The following is a 24,277-nucleotide window of genomic DNA, read 5'->3' on the forward strand; positions in this document are numbered from 1 at the left end:
ACTAAATTTTCTGGTAGTTAAGAATGAAGTTATCCTTAGCTACCGGGAAATTTTTTAATAAAAAATACCGTTATTTACTTTAATACTTTATTTACTTTAATACTTTATTTACTTTAGTACGTTATTAAATAATCGATTGCCTGTCCTTAACCTGCAGATAGTTTTCTATTAACTTGCCCTTCAAACTTCCCTCTACAATGTGAGATTCCAAACTCAGCTTTTTATACCTAACCTATTACTCAGTTAAGCCTAAAATTATCGAGTTAAAACATCTTAATATTAAAGCCATCGTTATTGGTCTGATAAAATAAACCATCTATCTTATTGTTCTCGCGTAAACACAAGTCATTATCTATATTAATTTGTAACATAATGGTACGATAAAGAAATCAAGGATTGATTCAGGATATAAATGTGATGAGGAATACAAAATGACAATACAATTTACCCCCAAATTAGTGGTTCCATTACTTGTTGGTTTTAGCGTATTTTTCCTTTATTGCTCAACAGCCTACGCAGAAAAAAGAATAAAACAGAAACTAAATACAAACTTAACTAAGCAAGTGGTTACTTTCAAAGTATCTTTACCTGCCATCGATGAGTCGAGTAAATTCGCTTATCCTGCCATCACTAGCGAAGTCTATAATAAATATAAAAATATCAATGTAAAACAAGCTTCTCAAACGTCACAACAACCTATGGTGGGTATTAAAGTCGCTGACTTTTCTAGCATAGTTCCTCGAAAACTTGAGAACAAAAATTCCTTCTTTGAATTTGCAGCAAAATTTAATGATAAACTGCAGCAAGTTATCGCCTACTTTAACTTTTCTTCCAAAGCTGTTGAAAATAAAGATAATAACAAAGACATAAATCAGAAAAGAAAAGTGAGCTTTATTATAGAAAGCGTTAACTAAGTCGTTAATAAGCTTTATATAGCCATGTCATTACACAAAAAAACCGCTAATTAGCGGTTTTTTTTCGTTATAATAAATATACTAACTCAGCATTATTGGCTAATTTTCATATCATTAAAATTGATAAACTTGGCTTTTATCGATTAATGTTGTCGCCGTTATTTTATCTGCTGAACAACTAGCAATATCTTGCTTAGAAAATACCAAAATACTATCTTTATATCGGCCTGCTGATTTTTCCCCTGCCGACTTTAAAATAACACTAACATGTTCATTTTTAGGTAACTCTTTCAAACCATTACCATATAAGCACAGGGTTTCACTTAACTTGACTGTTAATTCTTGAAAGTACTGCGAACGCTCTTTTATTTTCTTAACTTGCTCAGCTTTTTGCTTAACGGCTAATGCATTAGCCTTATCGGTAATTTTTTGTTTATCTGCGAGTAATTTAACTTCTTGTTTTGCAAGTTGTTCTAGATCTTGTTTGAGCTCGACTTTACGTTCATCACTGGCGCGAGCAAACTGATAATTTAAATCTCGCTTTTCTCGCTCAAGATCTCTTAAATCATAAGCAAGTTCGCGTTGTTCTTCTCTTAACTCTCTGGTTTTATCGCGGTTATGCTCAAAAATCTCTACTATTCTTTCATAGCCAACAGCTGCCGACTCCATCGCCTGACTAACGGTTTGATTAATATCAATATCAAATTTTTCATGAAAGTCTTGATTAGCCTCTGGCGCTATTGGTGCAGCTGGAATCTCTGGCATAGCAGGCATTTCAGGCATAGAAAAATTAAAACTATAGTTTCCCCATTGGCTATTACTTGCCGCAGAGCTAATAGTAAAAACAACACCTTGGCCGCGTAAATAAGTACTTTCAATACTATTTATTTTTGATAACTGATCTGTCGATTGGTCTGTAACCGATGACTTAATAATATCGCTCATAATTGACATTTGTTTGTACAAACCTGAATATTGCTCTGCATTCTTTTGTGCAGCAAATAATGCTGTCGACATAAATAAACAAGGTAATACTACGCTCGATGATAATAGGTTAAATTTCTTCATTCTTTATTCCTCAGTTGTCCAATTTGCAGGGGTACTTATGGCTTCACCTTGCTGTAATCCATAGCCTTTAACATTGCCACTTTGATAAGCGTTGTTATATTTAATTGCTTGCTCTAGCGCCTGATACTTAATTTTTTGCTCCAGTAACTCATCTTTTCGTTCAGCATTGATGTACTGAATAAAGTCACCCAAATCTTCTTTTCGTTCTTGTCGAGAAGCGCCCATGATATAACTGGCCAGTTGTAAATTATTATCTTGCTGCTTAACCTTAATATCGGCGGCGTAATTCGCTAAAACCACTTGTTGCTCTTGAGCAAAACTTTGTAAACGCTGATCAACTAACTTAGCCAGGTTTTGCTCTTGTATCTTATTATTACTACCGGCAAAACTCAGTAATATTCCATTGTCTTGAATGACTAATTCAACTTTAAACACCACTAGTGCTAACGCGAGAATAGAAAATGCCATTGATAATGCAGGTAAACCTCGCCATTGCCAAAAAGGGATTTTATCACTTTCAAAGCCACTGGCTCGGTCCCACTCTGGCACTTTTTCATCAATAGACATGGCGACTTGGTGTTCAATTGCATTAACGGTATTTTTACGTTCTTGCCATAACGATTCATTATCTGTCGGACAATCAATTGACTTATCATCTAGCCAATCAGCAAAAGCTTGCTCTGTTGATTCAGCTTTGTTCGCGTTTTTGTTTGGCACTTGCTTTGAGTCATTATTTGACATGTTCTAACTCCAAATGATCTTTTAATTTATCTAAAGCACTGTACAAACGTGACTTTACCGTATTAACAGAAATTCCCAGCTGCTTAGCAATTTCATCAAAAGTACAGTGTTGAAAAAATTTCAGCTCCACCACTAGTTTTTGATTTAGCGGTAAAGTTTTTAGTGCTTTATGCAGAGCGCTTGATTGTTGTCCTGAATAAAAGTGTGCCTCAGGGCAAGCATCGCTACTCTGTTCTTCTTGTTCGGGTGTATCATTTAAAGATTGCGTGGGCTTTTTTCGACGATAAAATTCAATGCAACGATAATGTGCAATTTTAAACAGCCAGCCTTTAAATGGACTATCGCCACGAAACGACGCTAAATTACGAAATACTGCCATAAAAACATCTTGCATTAAATCTAAGGCATCATCAGGGTTACTCACCATGCGCAGTGTGTAATTGTATAGATTTTTTTCATACCGCTTTACTAAGGTAATCCAAGCTGATTTTTTGCCTTTTAGCGCTTGTTTTACTAGCGTTTCATCGCTTCTCTCAAACACGCAATGTCCTATTTATTTATCTTCTTATATTAAAGGTAGAGCCGGGCGTGAAAATAGTTTGAAAGTTTTCAAACTATTTTAATAAATTAACTAATATGGCGGATAATTTTTGATAAACCGGAGTGGCTGCACTGGTTGAACGACGCATTAAGGCGATTTCTCGATAAACATCACCTGAGAGTTTTTCAATCGTTAAACCTTCAGCTTTAGAGAAGCCTTTTTTAACCGCCATTTCAGGTAGAAAGGTAAAGCCTTGATGATACGCGGTCATTTGCACCAAAGTCGCTAGGCTTGAAGCTGAGAAAGCGTTAATACGGCTGGTATCTGCTAACTTACAAGCAGATAAAGCATGTTTAGTTAAGCAGTGCTCATTTGATAATAAAAACACGCTATGCTCAGGTAAGCATTGATAATCTTGCTTTGGGCAAAAGCTCGTCATTAATTTTGGATCACCAGCAGCATAGAAGTGATCTTTACCTACCACCTCACTTTCAAAACCCCTTTGTGCTATCGGTAAAGCTAAAATAACAACATCGAGTTCACCATTTTTAAGCATATTTAATAGATTGTCAGTAGTGTCTTCTCGAAAATAAATTCGTAAATTAGCTAACTCGCGTTTACAAGCGGGTACTAAATCGGTCAATAAATAGGGAGCAATGGTAGGTATACAACCAATATTAAATACACCGCCATCACTTTGACCTTGTTGTTTCGCGCTATTTACTAGGTCATTAGCATCTACTAACAGCTTACGGGCTTTTTCAACAAACTCATTGCCTTGGCTAGTAAATAAAAAAGACTTGTTGTCTCGTTCAATTAGCTGACAATTAAGCTGCTGTTCAAGTTTCAAAATTGCACTGCTCAATGTTGATTGGCTAACAAAGCAAGCCTGTGCAGCTTTATGAAAATGTTGATGCTGATGCAGTGCAACTAAATAGCGTAAATGTTTCAGGTTGGGTAAGTACATGACAGGCTCATTTATTATGATTTTCAGTAATTAGCTTTTGCAAACAAATTTAACACCTGAATAATTTAACTTATCAATGAGGTGTATTTCAATTAATTAAATCGATAACAATTAATGCTATAGACAATATTAATATTAAAATGGCTGCATCAAGACCACATTCACGGGCTTATTTACTCAATATATTATCTATACGTTTTGAAACATTTAGAAATGTATTTTAATAAAATGAATCTATGATTTTAAAAAAAAATACGCTAAAGTCTTGAGATATGTAAATAAATAAGAGGTAATAAAATGTTAAGAGCGTCAGCACGTCATTTGTTGGTAGATACTGAAGAGCAATGTCTAACATTAAAACAACAAATCGCAGCCGGTGAAGATTTCGCCGCCGTTGCACAAGCCCACTCAAACTGTCCTTCTAAAGCACAAGGTGGCGCATTAGGCTCTTTTGGTCGCGGCCAAATGGTACAAGAGTTTGATCAAGTTGTATTTTCAGCTCCATTGAATGAAGTACAAGGACCAGTGAAAACACAATTTGGTTATCACTTACTTGAAGTAACTGCTCGTAGCGAGTAATGTTCGATAAGTTAGAATATCACTGCTCTTTTTGAGTATTAAAAGCGAAAGTAAGCACTTTCGCTTTTTTGTATCTGAAGCTTTAGTTAAACCCTCAACCTTTAACTCTCAACCTTTAACTCTCACTTAAGCATTGTAAAAGTAGCTGCTATTTAAACCAACGTTTTATTTTGTCTTTGCGTAAAGCTAAAAGAAATACCGCGATAGTAAAATAAATCATGGGCTCAACAATGTCAGACTTTACCGACCAAAAAAAGTGTAAGGTGATGAGCAAAGCGGCAATATAAACCCAGTTATGTAGTTTTTGCCACTTCTGCCCCATTCTCCTTCTCAGTGCAGTTATCGATGTTACAGCTAAAGAAAGAAGAATTATTAATGCAGCCATACCTACGGTTATGTAAGGTCTGTCGAGTATTTCATTAAAAAATAACTTTAGGTCAAATTGTACTTCAAAAGCCAAAAAATTCAGTAAATGCAAGCAAGCATAAGTAAAACTATACAAGCCGATAAGCCGTCTAGTTTGCACTAAATATCCTTGCCTAAATTTTTTAGCAATCGGCGATATCATTAATGAAAGAAGCAGTAAATTAAAAGCACCGATACCAGTAAAGTGAATAACTTCTTCTACGGGATCTGCGCCAAGTTGTTCAGTAAAGGCCAAAAAATAAAGCCCAAATAAAGGTAAAAAAGCCATTAAATGAATGGCAATTTTAAGCAGTAACACTCTATTACGTAAAAATACGCTTTTAAATGTTACTTGCTTGGTCGTATTTGCACTTGCTGCCACTAATAGTTTTTCCTTAAATCCATGCCTTTATACAATTGAGCAACTTCTTCACCATAGCCATTAAAAGGCAAAGTGGCGATGCGGTTTCGTGCAAATAAACCACCAGTGGTAATACGCCTTTCACTGGCTTGGCTCCAGCGAGGATGATCGACTTCAGGATTAACATTGGCATAAAAGCCATATTCATTCTTAGCCAGAATATTCCAAGTGGTTGGCGGTTTGTGTTCAACCAACTTTATGCCAACAATTGACTTAATACTTTTAAAGCCATACTTCCAAGGCACAACTAAACGAATAGGCGCGCCATTTTGAGCTGGGAGCGTTTTACCGTATAAACCCACACTCATAAAGGTAAGTGGGGTCATCGCTTCATCAATGCGTAACCCTTCTACATACGGGTATTGCACGCCACCGCCAATTCTGCGGCTTTCTTGCCCTGGCATTTGCTTAGGATCATACAAAGTTTCAAAAGCGACATATTTAGCTTTTGAGTTAGGAGCAGCCTGTTTAATTAATTGTGCTAAACCAAAACCGACCCAAGGAACAACCATAGACCAGGCTTCAACACAACGTAAACGGTAGATGCGTTCTTCTAGAGGAAAGCGTTTGAAAAGATCATCGTAGCCTAAGGTGTAAGGTTTATCGACTTCTCCCGAAATTTTTAATTGCCACGGGTTAACGTTGAAATCTTGAGCGTTTTCTACTGGGTCGCCTTTATTAGTACCAAATTCATAAAAATTATTATGCGTGGTTATTTTGGCTTCAGGGGTTAGAATTTGTGAGGACTCTTCAGCTTTTGCATAGGTAAGCGCATGACGCTGAAATACGGTGTCTTTTTTGCTACTAAAAAAATCAATTGGACTGGCTTGAGATGCAGCCGATTGTGCCAATAGGCTGCCGGCACCAAGGTAACCAAGCTTTTTTAAAAGATCGCGCCTTGAGTGGTAAACGGACTCATCTGTTACTTGCTGTTCAGACAGTTGGTAGCTTTTTCTAGTTTTAATTAACATATTTACCCCTAATAGACCTAATTATACTAACCAGATGAAATAAGAGATCACAAAGCGAGCCTTATTTCATCGGTTCAGTATAGATAGACCAAAGAATGGATAAAAAAATTCGTAATAAAACTAAATCAGTCTGTAAAACTAATCTAACGAGAAAATTTTGCTAAATAGTCAATAATGTCACTTGACTCATACATCCAGGTAACAGATTGATCTTGATTAATAATTTTCAAGCAAGGTACTGTTCTTTTTCCGCCTTCGTTAATTAACTCTTCTCGGTATTGTTCATTCTGATTAATGTTGCGCAATTCAATATTTAAACCTAATCGCTTCATAGCACGACGAGTTTTAACACAAAAAGGACAAGCAGGAAGTTGATATAAGCTTAAATGGGCTGTACCCGCATCAACTTCTTTTTGTAGTTGCGGTGAACGTTTTGGCGAACTTGGTGAAAATATAAAGTTTAATAACAAAATTAAACGGCCAATCGGCCAACGAATTAAAAACATAATAAAGCTGTGCTCACTGTTAAAGAAATAAACTAAAAATTATATACTAAGGTTATTACCACATCATATCATCTGGGATTTGGAACTCTGCATAAGGGTCATCTTCAGCAACAACGTCTTCAACAACTTTAGTGTTTTGCACCAAAATAACGCTAGCATCTAAACTCGACACTTTTTCTGCCGTTTCTGAAGTTACAATATAGGTAGTTTCATCAACTCCACATAATGCTAAACGACCATTAACCAGTGCTTTATGTGTAACATTATCAACAAATAATTTTTTAATTTTACTATTAAACGTGTAATTGTACTCGGCTTCACCATTTACATTAGTAACTTGGTGATGCTTTAAAATTTGTAAAATTCTTAGCTGCTGCTCTTTAGCAACTAGTGCTGACTTTTTCTCGTTATTTAAAGCAGTATCGCGAGCAAGCTTTTCTTTTTTTGCTAGCTCAAGATCTTGTTTGACTTGTTCTTGTAAGCTGGCATCAACCTTTACGCCACTGCGCTTTTGTTTGCCGGTTTTGCGTTTGTCGCTATTTGCTTGTCGAGCTTTTTGTTTGGTCGTTAAACCTGCTTTTAACAATTGATCTTGTAAAGAAGCCATCTATTTTCCTGCGCTAGCTTGTTAATTGAATATATAAATTGTCAGTATTTTATCAGTTCATTGGTTATTTAACAGCATTCAATAAAAAAGCAGCAAAAGTGCTGCTTTTTAAATGACTTAACAATAGCCTAACTAATAGATGGGCTAAACTGCATGCTGATTAATTAAACAATACCATACTTTTTCAAGGGTAATTCTCGATAACGTTTGCCGGTGGCATTAAATATTGCATTGCAAATAGCCGGAGCAATTGGCGGAACGCCAGGCTCACCAACACCACCTGGAGGTGCATCGCTGGCAATAATTTCAACATGCGTGGTTGGTGCATCGGCAATTCTAGCGACTTGATAATCGTCAAAATTGTTTTGCTCAATTACCCCATTTTTAGCGGTAAGTTCACTATAAAATGTTAATGATAATGCAAAGATAGCAGCACCTTCCATTTGTGAGCGAATACGCTCAGGGTTGACCGCTAAACCACAATCTACCGCCATCCAAACGTCATGAACTTTAACTTTGCCATCACTGTTTTCTGAAACTTCAACAACACATGCCACATAACTTACAAAGCTTCGGTGCATAGCAATGCCAAGACCATGACCTTTAGGAAGACTTCTTCCCCACTTTGCCATTTTACTGGCTTTTTCAATTACGGCTTTCATACGAGCAGTATCAACCGGAAACTTCTCTAATGTTTCACCGTAATTGCTGTAGTCGGCATTCTCTTGTGCAAAATCAATTTTACGATCCGAACCTAGCATGTTGATTAAGTTGTCTTTACTGTCTACGCCTTTCGCTTGTGCTAGCTCATCAATAAATGAACTAATCGCAAAAACGTGGTTGATATTGGTTACTGAACGCATCCAGCCAATTCGCGTATGTGCCGGAGCTTTACCAATGGCGCAACTTACATTAGCAATATCATATGGCATATCAACAAGACCTAAACTTGCTTCTGAGCCAATTAAGTCTGCTCCTTTACTAAATGTTGAGCCAATCGGCGGCTCGGCCACATGATGTTGCCACGCAGTTACTTGGTTATTTTCATCAATGCCGGCCATTAATTTTTGATAACTCACCGCATGGTAATAACCATTTTTAACTTCGTCTTCTCGTGTCCACATAACTTTAACTGGCACATTTAGCTGCTTAGATAATATTGCTGCTTCAACAACAAAATCTGGCTTAGATTTACGACCAAAACCGCCACCTAGTAAAGTTACGTTAATATTCACATTTTCTGGCGCTACAGCTAATATTTGTGCCACAGTACCTTGTGCTGATTGCGGTGTTTGCGTACATGCCCAAATATCAAAAATTCCATCATGATAATGAGCCGTTGCTGCAGGTGGTTCCATAGGCACGTGTATAAGCTCTGGCACATAATAAGATGCTGTAATTACTTGTTTAGCGTCTACAAGTGCTTGAGTTACATTACCTTTACTGCGTAATGTTTTTGCTGGATTATCACAACTTTCAGCCAAAGCTTTTTTATATTTTGCGCTGTTGTAACTTTTATGAGCACTTTCATGCCATTGAATATCTAAAGCTTCACGACCTTTAATTGCTGCCCAAGTATTTTTTGCGATAACCGCAACTCCACCTAACGGCTTGAATAGCGCGGGCTCTTCTAAGTCAGGCATTTGAACAACATCAATCACACCGGCAATAGCTTTTGCTGCATCGCTATTGAACGATTTAACTTTAGCGCCTAATACAGGTGGTCTGGCAATAACCGCGTATTGCATATTCTCGAGTTCAACATCAAAACCATAGGTAGTTTGGCCAGTGGCAATTTTCTTACCATCGACAAGTGCTACATCGGATTTACCAATAAGATTAAAATCTTTTTTAGCCTTTAAAATCAAATCAGATTGCTCAGGCAATGTTAACTTACTTGCCGCTGACACTAAGCTACCAAAAGTTAATACTCGGTCTGACTTTGTGTGCACAATAGTGCTATTTGTTGCAAGGGTTTCACTTACATCAACTTGCCACTGCTCAGCTGCGGCTTGTTGCAGCATCATGCGGGCAGCAGCGCCAGCTTCACGTAACGGCTGGTAAAAACGTCTTACAGAACGTGAACCATCGGTATTTTGGCTACCATATTTTTTATCACCTAGACCTTGTACAACCGCTATTTTTTGCCAATCTGCGCCGATTTCATCAGCAACAATCATTGGAATACTGGTTCTGATCCCCTGGCCCATTTCAGATCTATGTACAACAATACTCACAATATTATCAGCACTAACTTGCACATAGACACTCGGCGAGAAGGTATCTGAACTGGTAACGCCCGCTAACGCTTTGGGTATGGTTAACATTGACGGTAATTGGACGCCCAAGACTAATGCTGTTGAACTCATGCCGAATTTTTTCAAGAAGCTACGGCGACTAACATTTTCAATATGTTTCATGGTTAGCTCCCTTTAACTTCAGTGGCTAAATCTGCAGCAAGATGAATCGCTTGTTTAACTCGTTGATAAGTACCACAACGACAAATATTACCACTCATGGCAAGTTCGATATCTTTATCGTTTGGGTTTGGCTCTCGCTCTAATAATGCGACTGCTGACATTATTTGCCCTGATTGGCAGTAACCACATTGTACAACATTCAAATCTTGCCAAGCTTGTTGAACCGGATGGTCTCCTTGCTCAGACAAGCCTTCAATCGTGGTAATTTTTACATTAGCTAAAGCAGATACTGGCATAACACAAGAGCGTACAGGTTGGCCGTCAACGTGAACAGTACAAGCGCCACATAAGCCTTTACCACAACCGTATTTAGTCCCAGTATATTTTAAAATGTCTCTTAATGCCCATAACAATGGCATATTGCCATCATCATTAAATTGATGTTCTTTACCGTTAATATTCAAGGTGATCATGCCATCTTTTCCTTAATTTTAATCGTCACTAACAATGAGTAAAGCGTTAGATAAATACTTTATCACGCCTGCTTAACTGTGTTTATTTATTTGCCCAATTCTTTATACATATTACTTAACTGCTCAGGCGTGTCTAAATCGAAAAACGCCTGTTCAAGAGGAACTTTTAATAATTTATCATTGTATTTCGCTAATAATGGCTTTGCGCCTTTATTGCCTGTTAAGGCTATTAATTCAGAAAAATATTGTTGAGGAAATATAACCGGTGGACCGATGTTTTCACGGCCCACTTGTTTCGAAGTCTCAGTGCTTTGTGCAACAACAATGACATCAGAGTTTATTTGCCAATTAGATATATGGTTGTTCAAATCAAATGAAGTTAATTGCCACTGGTCAACTAACACAATCATAGCTGCACTTGTATCTGCAGGTAAAGCCGAAACACCAGCAGCAATTGAAGATGCCATTCCATCAAAAAAGTTATGATTAATAATAGTTTTTATAGGTAAATGGTTAATTCTAGACTTAATTTCATCGGCATTAAAACCTAAAACACAATAGACCTTATTAGACACTTTTAACGCTTGTTCTAATTGATTTTCAATTAAGCTTTTGCCTTTAATCGACACTAACTGTTTCATTTGCCCTAAGCGAGAAGACTGCCCAGCCGCCAACACGATAATGGCAACATTACTTTGTTCATTAGATGTCATTGTCAGCAACTATCCTTATCAACTTAGCGCTTAGAGAAACAATTAAATAATCATATCACTATATAATGCAATAGGGTAAAACAGCTAATAGCTTTTGTTTTAGCGATATTCATAAATATTTTAACGACATAGCTCAAAAAGGATCTAGCACAAGATTCAAACTTCAATTGTTTTAAGGTACTCTAACTTATCTCAATTTTGGTTTTGCTTATTGTAATGAAAAATTTAAAAAACATATTCATTGGCATATTATGCGTTCTGCTCTTGGTTCTTGCGACTGCTGGTACGTGGATATATAGCCAAATTGACAGTGCTCTACCGCAATTAAATGGCAATAAAACACTGTATGGTTTATCTGCTACCGCTACCGTAGAGCGAGATGCTCAAGGTGTTGCAACAATAAAAGCTGATAACCGTTTGGATATTGCAATAGCAACAGGTTTTATTCATGCTCAAGAGCGCTTTTTTCAAATGGACTTATTACGTCGAAACTCAGCTGGTGAGCTTTCTAGCTTATTTGGCGCAGCGGCAATCGACTATGACAGCGAAATACGTCGCCATCGCTTTAGGGAACGCGCTAGTGTAATAGTCAACCAATTATCAGCGGCCGATTCGGCCCTGTTAAAAGCCTACTCTCGCGGGGTAAACCAAGGATTAAAATATCTCAAAGCTGCACCTTTTGAATACTTACTACTTCGCCAAGACCCCGTAGAATGGCAAGAAGAAGATACCATCTTAAGTGTCTTCAGTATGTATATAGATTTACAATATCAAGATGGTAAGCGAGAGCGTACTTTAGGTTTATTACACTCGCTATTAAGTCCTGAGGTATTTGCATTTCTAAACCCCAAGGGCAGCCAATGGGATGCTGCCATCGATGGCACCGAATTTTCATCGTCACCACTACCCAAAATGCCTTGGCCTTCAGCGTCAAGTGAGCATATAGCGTTAACCAATATTGAAGGGATGATTACTCGCCCCTATTTCCCAAAAGCTATTGCAGAAAATAAACACATTTTTGCTGCTGGCATTACATCACCACTTAACAGCTACGAATCAACACAAAGCGAAGCTTTTCCAGGCTCTAACAATTGGGCTGTGGGCGGTAACTTAAGTGCAACAGGTAGTGCTATTGTCGCTAATGATATGCACTTAGGTATAAGAGTACCTAATACTTGGTTTAGGGCTTCTTTTGAATACCAAGCAGATGACCAAACTCAGGTAAAAGTTACCGGTGCAACTTTGCCTGGCACCCCTAACATTATTATTGGCAGTAATGGTCATATAGCTTGGGGTTTTACCAACAGCTACGGTGATTGGAGCGATGTTATTGTGCTTGAAACTAATGCTGATAATAGCCAATATTTAACACCCGACGGATATAAAAGCTTTAATGAGCGTAAACAAATTATCGCAGTAAAAGGCCAAGAAGCCATTAACATTACACTTTCAGACACCATTTGGGGGCCTGTTATTGGTGAAAATGAGCAAGGCCAATTACTAGCATATCGTTGGATAGCGCATGACAAAACTGCCGTAAACATGGCTATAACTGAATTTGAAACTGCGAAAAATGTTGAACAGGCCATCGCAATTGCAGCACGTGCAGGCATGCCAGCACAAAACTTAATGGTAGGGGATAAACAAGGTAACATTGCCTGGACCATAATGGGGCCCATTCCACAACGCAGCGCTGTTTTTGGTGAAATCCCAACCTCTTGGGCCAATGGAAAAAACAAATGGTTGGCCCCTTTATCATCTGCAGAATATCCCAAAGTCATCAACCCTAAAAATGCTCGATTATGGACCGCAAACTCGCGTGTAGTCGGTGCAGAAATGCTCAAAAAAATAGGTAACGGTGGTTATGCTATCGGCGCTCGCTCTACTCAAATAAAGCAAAGTCTTAACGCTAAAACTACATTCGATGAGCAAGACATACTCAATATTGGTTTAGATGACAGCGCAATGTTTCTATTTCGTTGGCAAGGTTTTTTATTAACTGAAGTACTTAACGATTCTATGCTCGCCAAAGATGAAAAATGGCGTGAAATTAAAAGTATTGTTGATATTGAAAACTTATCTGCCAGCACTAACTCTGTTGCCTATCGCTTAGTCAGAAACTTCCGATTAAACCTTAGGGATCAGCTGTTCGAAATTTTCAATGAGCATATGACCAAACTAGATAATAGTTATAGCTTTAACACTATACGTCACCAAATAGAAACACCTTTATGGCAGTTAGTTAATCAACAACCTGAAAATTTCCTTTGGCATGGTCACGATAGCTGGGCGGCATTATTTGAAACCAGCTTAGAAAAAACGCTAGCCGATATGACCACATCAACGTCACTTAAAGATGCGACTTGGGGCAAGCAAAATATCAGTAAAATTCAGCATCCTTTAAGCCGTGCAGTCCCTTTTATCGGACAGTGGCTAGATATGCCTGAGGTTGAGTTACCAGGTGATAGTTATATGCCAAGAGTGCAAGGTCAATCATTTGGTGCATCGCAACGTATGGCAGTTTCTCCAGGTCATGAAGAAAACGGAATTTTTCATATGCCGACGAGTCAATCTGGTCACCCTTGGAGTCCCTATTACGGTTTAGGCCATGAAAGTTGGGTTAAAGGAGAAGCAACACCTTTCCTCCCAGGCCCAAGTAAATACACATTAACATTGTTAAGTTATTAGCCATTTATAACTAACCTACACATATAACTTACATAAAAGGAAGAATGATGACAACACTAATTGTTTGCTTATTTATCGCAGCATTATTGCCTTACTTAGCTAAAATACCAATGGCTGTTGCCATGAATAAACTCGGCGGTTACGACAACAACCATCCTCGCGCCCAGCAAGCAAAACTAACTGGCTTTGGGGCTAGAGCTTGTGCTGGGCATCAAAATGCCTTTGAGTCGCTTATTATATTTGCGCCAGCAATATTGTTATCAATAACAACACAAAATACCGGCACTTTTATCGAGCAGTTAGCAATAACACATGTTGTAGCACGCGTACTTTATCATATTGCTTATTTACTCAATGTCGCGATAATTCGAAGTTTGTTATGGGCTGTTGGAATTATTAGTTCTTTCAGCATTATCTACTTTTGTATTTAGTTTTATCTGGTTTAACGCTCAGTTGAACACAACAAAGCTCAAGCGACCTCCAATGAGATACTGGCTATTAAATTCAGCCTATAAGCTTTTTTTATCCTGTAAGTTAAAAATAGGCATAAAGAAACGGTTGTACTCTTGCTTGATGGTGGCTAAAGTAAGGCTATGCAAATGACAAAACCACCTTTTCTCTTTAATACTTTCTTTTTCTCAGTTTACTGAGCGCTTTTTAGGTTTTGGCATTTAAGAAAACCTCCTTTAGGAGGTTTTTTAATTTTAGTAATGGTAATTATCAGTAAAAGTTACTAAAACACTTTATTTATAGTACATAAATTCATATTAACTAATTAGGAAAACACGGTGAACGAAGCATTAGACTTAAATAAAATACGTGAAAAGATTACCAGCCTTGATCAGCAATTACTGACCCTTTTTGCTGAACGTCGTGCCCTAACGCTAAATGTTGCAAAAAGCAAAGCACATCAAATTCGCCCAGTGCGGGATCAACAGCGAGAGCAAGAGTTACTTATTCGCCTGATTACCCAAGGTAAAGTACTTGGGCTAGATGCACATTACGTTACCAGTGTTTTTCAAACCATTATTGAAGACTCAGTACTAAACCAGCAAGCTTACCTGCAAACACTAGCAAACCCTAATATACAAGAGCCAACCGTAAGTGTTGCCTTTCTCGGTGATAAAGGTTCATACAGTTACTTAGCAAGTCACCGTTACTTTTCTCGCCGCGCTGAAAAAATTATTGAAAGCGGCTGTCAAAGCTTTGCGGAAATTATGCAGCAAGTTGAGTCTGGCTCAGTCGACTACGGTATGTTACCGATAGAAAACACCAGTTCAGGCAGCATTAATGAAGTTTATGATGTGCTCCAACATACAAATTTATCGATTGTTGGTGAAATAACTCAACCTATTGAGCACTGTTTACTAACCGCGGTGAACACTAAGCTAAATAAAATTAAAACTATTTATGCCCATGGCCAGCCGTTTACTCAATGTAGTAATTTCCTTGATAAACAAAACGATATTCGCATTGAATATTGTGAAAGTACCGCTGATGCTATGGCCAAGGTTTATGAGTTACAAGATGATACTGTCGCGGTTATTGGCAGTGAAGAAGGCGGAAACTTATATCAATTACATGCATTAGAAAAATCGATTGCTAATCAAACTGAAAATCATAGCCGCTTTATTCTGGTGTCACGAAAGCCCATTGATGTTGCGGAGCAAATTCCAGCTAAAACTACTCTAATAATAGCTACCGGACAAAAGCCGGGCGCACTTGTTGAATGCCTTTTAGTTTTAAAAAACAAAGGTATTAATATGTGTAAGCTCGAGTCGCGCCCTATTCAAGGACGCCCTTGGGAAGAAATGTTTTATATTGATGTAGAAGCGAATTTGAAGCACTTAGCATTACAAGAGGCGATCAGCCAAATTACTGAACAAACTAATTTCATTAAAATTTTAGGTTGTTATCCAATTGAACATATCAGCCCAACAAGTGTGCCAAGTAGCGCAATAAGTTAGTATTTATTGGCATATAAAAAAAGGCAGTTGAACTGCCTTTTTTTATATCGAAAATTTGTATTGCGCGCAAATAATATCTTTACGCTAGAACTTTACGCCTGTTTTTTAAGCGGAACAAAATCGCACTGAATGTCAAAACAATTAATATTGGTATTGCCGCAAACATCACTGAAACCAGCATAAATTGGCCAATAAGAAGAGTTAATGTTAGAAAACACAAGGTAGGTAATAACAACCAAAAGGTATGCTCACTCGCACATATTTTAAAAGCTTTATGCATAAAAACTAGCATGAATATGGTAACAATGATCGCACTTAACGCCGTGATTGAACCTGAATAATAATCAAGAATAAAATCGGTATGAGGATGAAGGATACTAGGTACAGGTGCTAAATTACCCACATGAACTAACCAAACTAAAGAACCCGCAATTAAACAACCAAAGTTAAATGACCAGAGCTTTTTATTAATGTTAAACATGGTTATTTCCACTATTTATTATTATTATTTTCCTATCTTATATATCATGTTTACTTTTTAATCAAGTCGATGTTTTTTTATACACACCATAGCTGTAATTTCAAAAAAAATTACTTAATAGGGTAACGCTTAGCTATAAAAGCAAAAAAACCAATTAGCATTACTGCTAATTGGTTTTTTAATCCGCTATTAATCTAGACCTTATTATTGCTAATTTGTGCTTGTTGACGGTCGATTTCTTGGGCAATCACTTGCGGAGAACCTGTATTTTTACAAAGCCAATAGTAAGCTCCGGGTACAATAAATAGCGTAAAAATACTCGCTAATGAAACCCCGGCAAAAATAACAACACCGATAACCATTCTGCTTTCAGCACCTGGCCCCACCGCTAAAATCAGCGGAATAGACGTAGTTACCGTTGTAAATGTAGTCATGACAATGGGTCTTAAACGTTGTGTTGCCGCTGATATTAATGCTTCTTCAAAAGCAATACCTTTATCACGCAATTGGTTAGCAAACTCAACAATTAAAATACCATTTTTAGCTGCCAAACCAATCAACATAACAATACCAATTTGACTATATATATTCAGGCTCATGCCCATTAACTTCAGACCAGCTAAAGCACCCACTAACGCTAACGGTACAGTCAACATGATAACAAAAGGGTGAATAAAACTTTCAAACTGAGCAGATAAAACTAAATAGGTAATTACCAATGCGAGTATAAAAATAAAGGCGATTGAGTTACCTGACTCTTGGAGTAATTGAGACTGGCCTTTATACGCAACTTGTACTTCTTCTGGTAAGTGCTCAGCCACCGCATTATTTAAATAATTTAAAGCCTCACCAAGGGCATAACCATCAGCCAAATTGGCACTAATAGTAACACTACGAAGTCGGTTAAAACGATTCAGTCTTGAAGATGTGGCATTCTCTTCTATGGTGATCAAATTAGAAAGAGGAACCAGTTCATTACTTACGGTTGAGCGAACAAAAATATTATCAATATCTTTCGGGTTAGAGAAATCGGTTTTTTCACCTTTAACCACTACATAATACTCTTCGCCGCGCTCTACGAAGTTTGTAACTCGTCGCTGGCCCAGCATGGTTTCAAGTGTGCGCCCTATATCACCAACCGACACCCCGAGATCGAACGCACGATTATGATCAATTTTAACTAATAGTTGCGGATAAGTTTCTTTGTAATCACTGTCTATACCACTCAGACCTGGATTCTCTTGAGCTTTAGCGATAATAATATCGCGCCACTTTGCAAGTTCTTCATAAGTATTACCCTGTAACACAAATTCTACAGGCGAAGCAGAACCGCCACCGCCGCCCAAGCCTCGGCGCATCATGGCAAATGCTCTTACATCGGTTACTTGAGATAACTCGCCATTCATTTTGTTAATAAATTGAAAAGTGTCGATAACACGATCTTTCCATGCCGGCATACCAACAATTGCAATTCCTCCTGTACCGCCAAAGCCAGGCACACGAACCAGCACGCGATCAAGCTCACCATTTTCTTGATGCGTTAAGAGCTTTTCTTCTATTTGTTGCATATTTCTTACGTTATTTTCATAGCTTGCGCCTTCTGCGCCTCGCATTACCACGAAGAAATTGCCTCGGTCTTCTTTAGGGGTATATTCTGAAGGTAAATCATTAAATAAGCTGTAAACGGCAAATAAAGATAAAATAATGACAATGAAAATCATAAAGGGTTGATGAATACTGGTTTTTATTGCACGGCCATAAGCTGCTTCTAAACTGGCAAACCCCTTATCCAACTTCTGACCAAATGACGAGCTACGCTTTTTATGCTTTAACATTTTTGAACACATCATTGGCGTTAATGATAAAGCAGTTAAGCTCGAAAAAATTACCGCGGCAGCAATAGCAATAGCAAATTCAGTGAATAAACGTCCGACATTACCAGATAAAAAGATCAAAGGTACAAATACAGCAACGAGTACTAAGGTAGTTGCAATAACCGCAAATGCGACTTCTCGCCCCCCTTCATAAGCGGCAAGTAAAGGCGTTTGCCCACCTTCGATACGACGATAAATGTTTTCTAACACAACAATAGCGTCATCAACAACCAAGCCAATGGCCAATACCATAGCAAGTAAGGTTAATAAGTTAATAGAAAAACCAAGCCACGATAGCACCATCATAGAGCCAATAAGTGCTACAGGAACAGTTACAGCAGGAATTAGCGTTGCTCTAACATTGCCTAAGAATAAAAATATCACCAGTACTACCATTAACATGGCAATAGCTAAAGTACTGTATACTTCATCAATTGAGCCTTGAATAAATACTGATGAGTCATAACTGTTGGTGATAGTTGTACCTAAAGGTAGCCCTTCACGAATTAACGTCATCTCTTTTCGTGCCGCTTTAACAACTTCTAAAGTATTCGCTTTTGACTGTTTAATGATACCTAAGCCAACCATGTTTTTGCCGTTGCCACGAAACATGTTTTCTTCATCTTCTGCTGATAAAGAAATCTTAGCAACATCACCAAGGTAAACTAATGATTTAGTATCGTTACGCGCCACTACCATAGTGGTAAAATCTTCTACCGTTAAATAACTACGTTCAACCCTGATAGAAAAATCTCGCTCAATTGACTCTACTTTACCTGCCGGTAGTTCTACATTTTCAGCGCGTAAGGTTTGCTCGATATCATTAACCGTTACGCCTCTAGCAGCCATGGCTTTTCGGTTCAGCACTACATTCATCGCATAGGTTCTGCCACCGCCAACTTGCACACGAGCAACACCATCGACGACTGAAAATCGATCAACAATATAGCGCTCTGCATAGTCGGTTAGCTGTAACGTACTCATAGCGTCACTTTGTAAAACAAACCAAACAATGGTGCTTTCATCATCATTCGCCTTAAAAACTTCTGGTGGTTCGGCTTGTTCAGGTAGATTGTTAAGCGCACGTGATATTCTATCTCGAACATCATTAGTTGCCGCATCAATATCTCGGTCCAATTCAAATTCAATAGAAATATTTGAACGACCAACACGGCTATTCGAGTTAATCGATTTAACGCCTTCAATACCGCTAATTCGATCTTCTAAAATTTGTGTTATTTTACTTTCAACTATTGCAGCTGAAGCGCCGGGATATGTGGTGTTGATACTCACTACCGGCGGGTCAATATCAGGGTATTCACGAAGCGGTAAAGTTAAAAAGGCCACAATACCAAACGTAATTAAGAGTAAATTTATTACCGTAGCAAAGACAGGACGTTTAACCGAAAGATCAGATAAAATCACGACTTACTCTCCTGAGTAGTAACCGCAACACCATCGCGTAACTTTAAAGCACCTTCAATAACCACATCAGCGCCTTCATCCAGCCCACTAAGCACCTCAACGTAACCATGGTAACGACGGCCAATTTGCAATTGTTTTTTAACGGCTTTATCGTCTTCTACCACAAAAACAAAATGATCATTTTCAATCGGAATAACTGCACTTTCAGGCACTTGTAATACTTGCTCTATTTTACGAACAACTTGCAAATTCAACAGCATTCCGGCTCGAAGCTTACCTTCGGCATTGGGAATTTTTGCCCGGACTTTTAACGTTCTAGTGACGCTATCTACACGCGAGTCTATTGACGTGATCTCGCCAATAAATACCTCATTCTTATATGCCGTGTTGGTAGCCTCAATACTATGACCAATTGATACGGTTGTTAAATACCGCTCAGGAATAGAGAAATCTACTTTAATAATACTAAGGTCATCTAAACTTGTGATCACATCACCAACATTAATCAAAGCACCTAAACTAATTTCACGAAACCCTAAAACCCCCGTAAATGGTGCTTTAATTGTTAGTTCTGCGAGTTTAATTTCGGCGCTTAACAGTTGAGCTGAAATCGCTTTAGTTTTTGCTTCTTGTTGATCTACCAAAGACTTAGATGTGGCTTTTTGTTTGTATAAATCTTGAAAACGATTCAGCTGCGACTCTGATTCTTCAAGGTTAGCTGTAAGTTCTTTTACTTTTGCGGCTTCTTCACGACTATTAAGGCGCACAAGAATCGCACCTTTTTGAACGCTTTCACCATCTTGAAATAAAACTTCATCTATTACGTCTGAATATTTACTGGTAATAAATACTTCTTCATTCGCACGTGAAGTACCAACCGCTTCCACAGCATCTTTAAACTCAGCTAAAGCAATTTTGGTTGTTTTAACCGAAACTACACGCTGATGCTTAGTTTGATTGGATACCTGTTTCGGCCATTGTAAATAAACAACTAGAGCGATTAATACGCCAACGAGTAAAAACAAAGGTATACGACGACTTATAGCGGCAGACATAATCAAAATCTCTAAATTTGCGAAAAATTACAGTAGTATTACTATAACCTAGAAAATAGTACTGCTCGATACAACTTAGCCTAAGATTTAAGGCTTTGGTCGCAAATCATAAAAAATTAATTAACTTTGTGATTATTAAGATATAATTTAAATATACATACACCTGATGAAGAATTAGCTCTATTTGCTATAACTTCACACTTTACATTTAAGGATTGAATTCGTGAAAATTATTGCCTCAATTATTGTTATTTTATTATTACTTGGCGGTGGCGCTCTTTGGTTTTTAGCTAATGGCTCGCTTAACGATTATATTAAAAGCCAAATTGAAACAGTGGGTACACAAGTTACAGAACAAACAGTATCTGTAAAAGCTGTCGACATTAAATTAGCAAGTGGCGCGGGGAGTATTTTAGGTGTCAATTTAGCTAACCCAAAAAGCTATAGCCAACCTAATGCTTTTGCTTTAGAAGAAGTTACACTTGATATTAATTTAGAAAGCTTAACGTCTTCTCCAATTATTATTGACGCTATTGTTATTAAGTCGCCTCAAGCGTTTGTTCAGTTTACCCAAACTGGTGGCTCTAACATTCAAGATATTTTAGATGCTATTGAGCGTAACACTCCTAAAGGTGATGCTAGTGCAACTGAGTCTACTGGCGGTGAAGAACCTAAAATAAAAGTCAGTAAAATTATACTTGCAGGAACTGCGCTAACTATTGATTTAAGTGCTTTTGGTAATAAAGAACACAGTGCTTCATTACCTGACATTACGTTAAGCAATGTTGGCGGTGAAGCTGGCTTGCCTGCGAGCCAATTAGGAAGTGAAATAGTTAAACAAGCTTTATCTAAAATTTGGCAACAAGCAAAAGAAACACAAAAGAAAAAACTAACCGATGACGCTAAAGAAAAGCTTAAAGAAAAAGCGAAAAAGAAATTAACTGATTTATTTGGTTAATAATAAGCCTTTAGTGGTAACCCTAGCTAAATCCAGTGATGGCATTAGCTAGGATTATAAAAATAAAAACCATAGGATAAGTTGTAATGAAAGTGAACTGCCAGTTAATACTAATAACAATGCTTTGCTCTTTAATTGTTTCAAAAGCCGTACATGCGAACCAGCTTGAGATAAGCGTTATGGTTGGACAAATGTTTGGCTCTGACTTAGTGGCAAGCGACAATAGTGATATCAGCACAGATTCAGGAAGTAATTTTGCCATTGGTATTGCATGGGAAGAGAATGTAAATGGTCAAGGCCAAGTGTTGTTAAATCGTGTTAGCCATGACTTTGTTGGCGAAAACGCTGAAAAGAACTCGCTAGACATCACCTATGCACACTTTAACGGCGTAGCTTTATTTCGCCAACAAAACTACGTAACGACTTTAAGTTTAGGTTTTGGTGGTGCGTATTTCGATGCAGATCAAGGTGGTAATGAAGTTTATCCTTCTGCGAGCGTTGCTTTTGGCACTCGTTATGAGTTTTCTAAACAAATGGCCCTAGTAACAGAGTTACGTGCATATGCAACACTCATTGATGAAGATGATGCTATGTTTTGTCAACAAGAGCTTTGTAGTGGGAATTTCAAAGATTCGCTATGGATTGATAGCTCGATTACGGTTGGTATAGCCTACAAGTTTTAAACTTTAATACTATACATATAGCAAATTAGCTTTAGCTGTTTTAGTTTTAGCTCAACAAGTTAAAGACTGTAAAATAAAAATCGCATTGAAGGTGACTTCGATGCGATTTTTTTATATTCATTTTCCCTTTTTATAGCATACTAGAAATATCTACCGTTAATGAGATTTTAGGTCGTTCAATAATTCGGCCTATCTCTTTATTATCGCGATAAACAATGAAGGTTGGCGTAAACTTTATATCATGTTTTTTAGCTGTGCCGTTAGGCTCAGATTTATTATAATCAAGGCCGATTAAACGAGAAGTCATACCGGCGGTTTCGTTCAAAACCTTCAAAAATCTCGGTACTTCTCGCTGACTATCATGACACCATGTACCAAAATAAACTTCAACGTGTAAGTCTTTAGGCCAGCTATCTATCTCAAGTAACTCTTCTTCAGTCAGGTTATGCATACGATAACTTTGCTGGAAATATTGATATTCACTCAATAGTTCCTGTGGGCCTATTTCGCCTATTGCCATACTAGCGCTTTTTGATTCGCTATTTGCACATGCAGAAAGCACGATGATTATAAAGCTGAACAGTATTGATGAAATATTTTTCATGTAATTCCTTTAACCTTAATTAACTAAATTAGCACCCTTTAGTTATTATGATTTATTTAGTGTTTTTTAAGCTGATCGGCTTTTATTAACATTTCTTTACTTTCCTGCATAAAAACATCCGCATAGTCACCAAACCACTCGGCAACTTGAGAAAACATTTTTGTAAAAGCTTCTTTATCATCAAGTTGTACATCTTCAAGTAACTCTAAAAACCGATAAGCGAAGCGTTTCATCATAGCAATATTATCTTGGTTAGCAAAAATAATATCGGTGTAAAGTATCGGGTTCTGAGCGAATAAGCGCCCCACCATAATCAGCTCTAAACGATAAATAGGTGAACTCATTTCTACCAATTGAGCAATATCGGCACCTTCAGCCATTAAATGGTAGCCATAAGCAATGGTAGAAAAATGTCGCATTACTTGCACCATAGACATTGCTTGGTCGTGGGTATGAGCTTCAACAGGATGAATTTTAGCGCCCCATACTCTGAACTGCTCAAGCAGCCAGTGATATTGATCTTCAAAACGTCCTTCACAGGCGATAATAGTTTGTTTAACTAAGCCGGTAACATCAGGACCAAACATTGGATGCAAGCCCACTACAGGTCCAGCATGCACTTTCATCATTTCGTACAAAGGTGCTTCTTTTACACTCGTAACATCGGCCAAAATACAGTTTTTAGCTAAAGAGCCTAGTTTTTGAATTACTGACGCAGTTAATCGAATAGGTACCGCAACAATGACCAAACCAGCATCCGCTAAAATCTGTGCACTGTTCGGCCAATCATCTTGTTCTAAAGATTGAACTTGATATTGAGAACGCTTAAATAGATCAACAAATATTCGCCCTAATTGCCCTTCTCCACCAATAACAACTACTTTTTTGCAATCAGGGTTTACACAACGATAACCGCTAGCATCTTGGCTTATATAAGAATCTTGCATTAACCTGCGAAGAATATCTTCTATTAACTCGGGTGGTAAGCCTGCTTCTATGGCTTGCTCACGGCGAACTTTTAACAAGTTAGCTTCACGTTCTGGAGCAAAAATTGGCATACCTACAGCGCTTTTAAGTAAACCAACTTTAGTGGTGACGGCGCGTCGTTTAGCCAGTAACGCAACGAGTTGACTATCAATATCGTCAATTTCGTTACGCAACTCGCCTAGCTGTTGTTCAAATGTAAGTTCATTGTTCATTGGCAATAACTATTCCT

23 protein-coding genes are annotated in these 24,277 nt (G+C 37.8%); 7 read left to right on the plus strand and 16 right to left on the minus strand.

Annotated elements, in window-relative coordinates; genetic code table 11:
- Positions 1-431 precede the first annotated feature (431 nt).
- Positions 432-914 carry a hypothetical protein gene (locus tag AC27H3_RS02010; protein ID WP_487103307.1) on the plus strand — a complete coding sequence of 161 codons (483 nt, stop codon included), beginning with the start codon at positions 432-434 and terminating at the stop codon, positions 912-914.
- A gap of 114 nt (positions 915-1,028) precedes the next feature.
- On the opposite strand, the gene AC27H3_RS02015 is transcribed toward AC27H3_RS02010, so the two are convergent.
- From AC27H3_RS02015 to AC27H3_RS02030, 4 genes are all read right to left on the minus strand, one after another.
- Entirely contained in the window at positions 1,029-1,982 is a 954-nt protein-coding gene (locus AC27H3_RS02015) for a hypothetical protein (protein ID WP_487103308.1), read from the minus strand.
- Positions 1,983-1,985: 3 nt separating this feature from the next.
- Positions 1,986-2,723, minus strand: coding sequence for a hypothetical protein (locus AC27H3_RS02020; RefSeq protein WP_487103310.1), 738 nt, complete (start codon positions 2,721-2,723; stop codon positions 1,986-1,988).
- Positions 2,713-3,264: an RNA polymerase sigma factor gene (locus AC27H3_RS02025; protein ID WP_487103312.1), complete on the minus strand. Its 552-nt coding sequence runs from the start codon at positions 3,262-3,264 to the stop codon at positions 2,713-2,715. Before AC27H3_RS02025 ends, AC27H3_RS02020 begins: the two co-directional genes overlap by 11 nt.
- A 73-nt stretch (positions 3,265-3,337) precedes the next feature.
- Complete coding sequence (locus tag AC27H3_RS02030) at positions 3,338-4,231, minus strand: hydrogen peroxide-inducible genes activator (RefSeq protein ID WP_487103314.1); 894 nt, start codon at positions 4,229-4,231, stop codon at positions 3,338-3,340.
- A 297-nt stretch (positions 4,232-4,528) separates the two neighbouring features.
- Between AC27H3_RS02030 and AC27H3_RS02035 the strand changes: the two genes are divergently transcribed.
- Complete coding sequence (locus AC27H3_RS02035; RefSeq protein WP_487103316.1) at positions 4,529-4,810, plus strand: peptidylprolyl isomerase; 282 nt, start codon at positions 4,529-4,531, stop codon at positions 4,808-4,810.
- A 148-nt stretch (positions 4,811-4,958) separates the two neighbouring features.
- Here AC27H3_RS02035 and msrQ read toward each other — a convergent pair whose 3' ends face one another.
- The 7 genes from msrQ to AC27H3_RS02070 all read right to left on the minus strand — a co-directional run bounded on the left by msrQ (position 4,959) and on the right by AC27H3_RS02070 (position 11,326).
- Positions 4,959-5,597, minus strand: a complete 639-nt coding sequence (gene msrQ, locus AC27H3_RS02040) for a protein-methionine-sulfoxide reductase heme-binding subunit MsrQ (protein WP_487103318.1) — start codon at positions 5,595-5,597, stop codon at positions 4,959-4,961.
- A complete protein-coding gene (gene msrP, locus AC27H3_RS02045) occupies positions 5,597-6,607 on the minus strand; it encodes a protein-methionine-sulfoxide reductase catalytic subunit MsrP (protein ID WP_487103319.1) in 1,011 nt (336 codons plus the stop codon). The genes msrQ and msrP overlap by 1 nt, the downstream gene beginning before the upstream one ends.
- Before the next feature lie 143 nt (positions 6,608-6,750).
- Positions 6,751-7,113 carry a glutaredoxin family protein gene (locus AC27H3_RS02050; RefSeq protein ID WP_085301346.1) on the minus strand — a complete coding sequence of 121 codons (363 nt, stop codon included), beginning with the start codon at positions 7,111-7,113 and terminating at the stop codon, positions 6,751-6,753.
- A 55-nt stretch (positions 7,114-7,168) separates the two neighbouring features.
- Positions 7,169-7,720: a DUF2058 domain-containing protein gene (locus tag AC27H3_RS02055; RefSeq protein ID WP_487103321.1), complete on the minus strand. Its 552-nt coding sequence runs from the start codon at positions 7,718-7,720 to the stop codon at positions 7,169-7,171.
- A 164-nt stretch (positions 7,721-7,884) separates the two neighbouring features.
- Positions 7,885-10,140 carry a xanthine dehydrogenase family protein molybdopterin-binding subunit gene (locus AC27H3_RS02060; protein ID WP_487103323.1) on the minus strand — a complete coding sequence of 752 codons (2,256 nt, stop codon included), beginning with the start codon at positions 10,138-10,140 and terminating at the stop codon, positions 7,885-7,887.
- Positions 10,141-10,142: 2 nt separating this feature from the next.
- Positions 10,143-10,613, minus strand: coding sequence for a (2Fe-2S)-binding protein (locus tag AC27H3_RS02065; protein WP_487103324.1), 471 nt, complete (start codon positions 10,611-10,613; stop codon positions 10,143-10,145).
- A gap of 86 nt (positions 10,614-10,699) precedes the next feature.
- A complete protein-coding gene (locus AC27H3_RS02070; RefSeq protein WP_487103326.1) occupies positions 10,700-11,326 on the minus strand; it encodes a nucleotidyltransferase family protein in 627 nt (208 codons plus the stop codon).
- A 216-nt stretch (positions 11,327-11,542) separates the two neighbouring features.
- On the opposite strand from AC27H3_RS02070, the gene AC27H3_RS02075 reads away from it, so the two are divergent.
- The 3 genes from AC27H3_RS02075 to pheA all read left to right on the plus strand — a co-directional run bounded on the left by AC27H3_RS02075 (position 11,543) and on the right by pheA (position 15,981).
- On the plus strand, positions 11,543-14,014 hold the full coding sequence (locus AC27H3_RS02075; protein WP_487103328.1) for a penicillin acylase family protein: 2,472 nt from the start codon (positions 11,543-11,545) through the stop codon (positions 14,012-14,014).
- A 47-nt stretch (positions 14,015-14,061) separates the two neighbouring features.
- Positions 14,062-14,445 (plus strand): MAPEG family protein, encoded by a 384-nt coding sequence (locus AC27H3_RS02080; protein WP_487103330.1) that lies wholly within the window; start codon positions 14,062-14,064, stop codon positions 14,443-14,445.
- Positions 14,446-14,802: 357 nt separating this feature from the next.
- Positions 14,803-15,981, plus strand: a complete 1,179-nt coding sequence (gene pheA / locus AC27H3_RS02085) for a prephenate dehydratase (RefSeq protein ID WP_487103332.1) — start codon at positions 14,803-14,805, stop codon at positions 15,979-15,981.
- Positions 15,982-16,060: 79 nt separating this feature from the next.
- Here pheA and AC27H3_RS02090 read toward each other — a convergent pair whose 3' ends face one another.
- From AC27H3_RS02090 to AC27H3_RS02100, 3 genes are all read right to left on the minus strand, one after another.
- The gene (locus AC27H3_RS02090) at positions 16,061-16,462 is read right to left on the minus strand and encodes a hypothetical protein (RefSeq protein ID WP_487103334.1); all 402 of its coding nucleotides are present in this window, start codon (positions 16,460-16,462) and stop codon (positions 16,061-16,063) included.
- 194 nt (positions 16,463-16,656) lie between these two features.
- Positions 16,657-19,761 carry an efflux RND transporter permease subunit gene (locus AC27H3_RS02095; RefSeq protein ID WP_487103336.1) on the minus strand — a complete coding sequence of 1,035 codons (3,105 nt, stop codon included), beginning with the start codon at positions 19,759-19,761 and terminating at the stop codon, positions 16,657-16,659.
- Positions 19,758-20,816 carry an efflux RND transporter periplasmic adaptor subunit gene (locus tag AC27H3_RS02100; RefSeq protein ID WP_487103338.1) on the minus strand — a complete coding sequence of 353 codons (1,059 nt, stop codon included), beginning with the start codon at positions 20,814-20,816 and terminating at the stop codon, positions 19,758-19,760. The genes AC27H3_RS02095 and AC27H3_RS02100 overlap by 4 nt, the downstream gene beginning before the upstream one ends.
- Before the next feature lie 223 nt (positions 20,817-21,039).
- Here AC27H3_RS02100 and AC27H3_RS02105 point away from each other — a divergent pair, with 223 nt between their 5' ends.
- Both AC27H3_RS02105 and AC27H3_RS02110 read left to right on the plus strand, forming a co-directional pair.
- Positions 21,040-21,774 carry a hypothetical protein gene (locus tag AC27H3_RS02105; protein ID WP_487103339.1) on the plus strand — a complete coding sequence of 245 codons (735 nt, stop codon included), beginning with the start codon at positions 21,040-21,042 and terminating at the stop codon, positions 21,772-21,774.
- An 86-nt stretch (positions 21,775-21,860) separates the two neighbouring features.
- Positions 21,861-22,457, plus strand: coding sequence for an outer membrane beta-barrel protein (locus AC27H3_RS02110; RefSeq protein WP_487103340.1), 597 nt, complete (start codon positions 21,861-21,863; stop codon positions 22,455-22,457).
- 130 nt (positions 22,458-22,587) lie between these two features.
- On the opposite strand, the gene AC27H3_RS02115 is transcribed toward AC27H3_RS02110, so the two are convergent.
- Both AC27H3_RS02115 and tyrA read right to left on the minus strand, forming a co-directional pair.
- The gene (locus AC27H3_RS02115; protein WP_487103342.1) at positions 22,588-23,061 is read right to left on the minus strand and encodes a thioredoxin family protein; all 474 of its coding nucleotides are present in this window, start codon (positions 23,059-23,061) and stop codon (positions 22,588-22,590) included.
- Positions 23,062-23,117: 56 nt separating this feature from the next.
- Positions 23,118-24,260: a bifunctional chorismate mutase/prephenate dehydrogenase gene (gene tyrA, locus AC27H3_RS02120; protein WP_487103344.1), complete on the minus strand. Its 1,143-nt coding sequence runs from the start codon at positions 24,258-24,260 to the stop codon at positions 23,118-23,120.
- Between the last annotated feature and the right edge of the window lie 17 nt (positions 24,261-24,277).

Source organism: Colwellia sp. NW0002-52-1, from assembly GCF_057550865.1.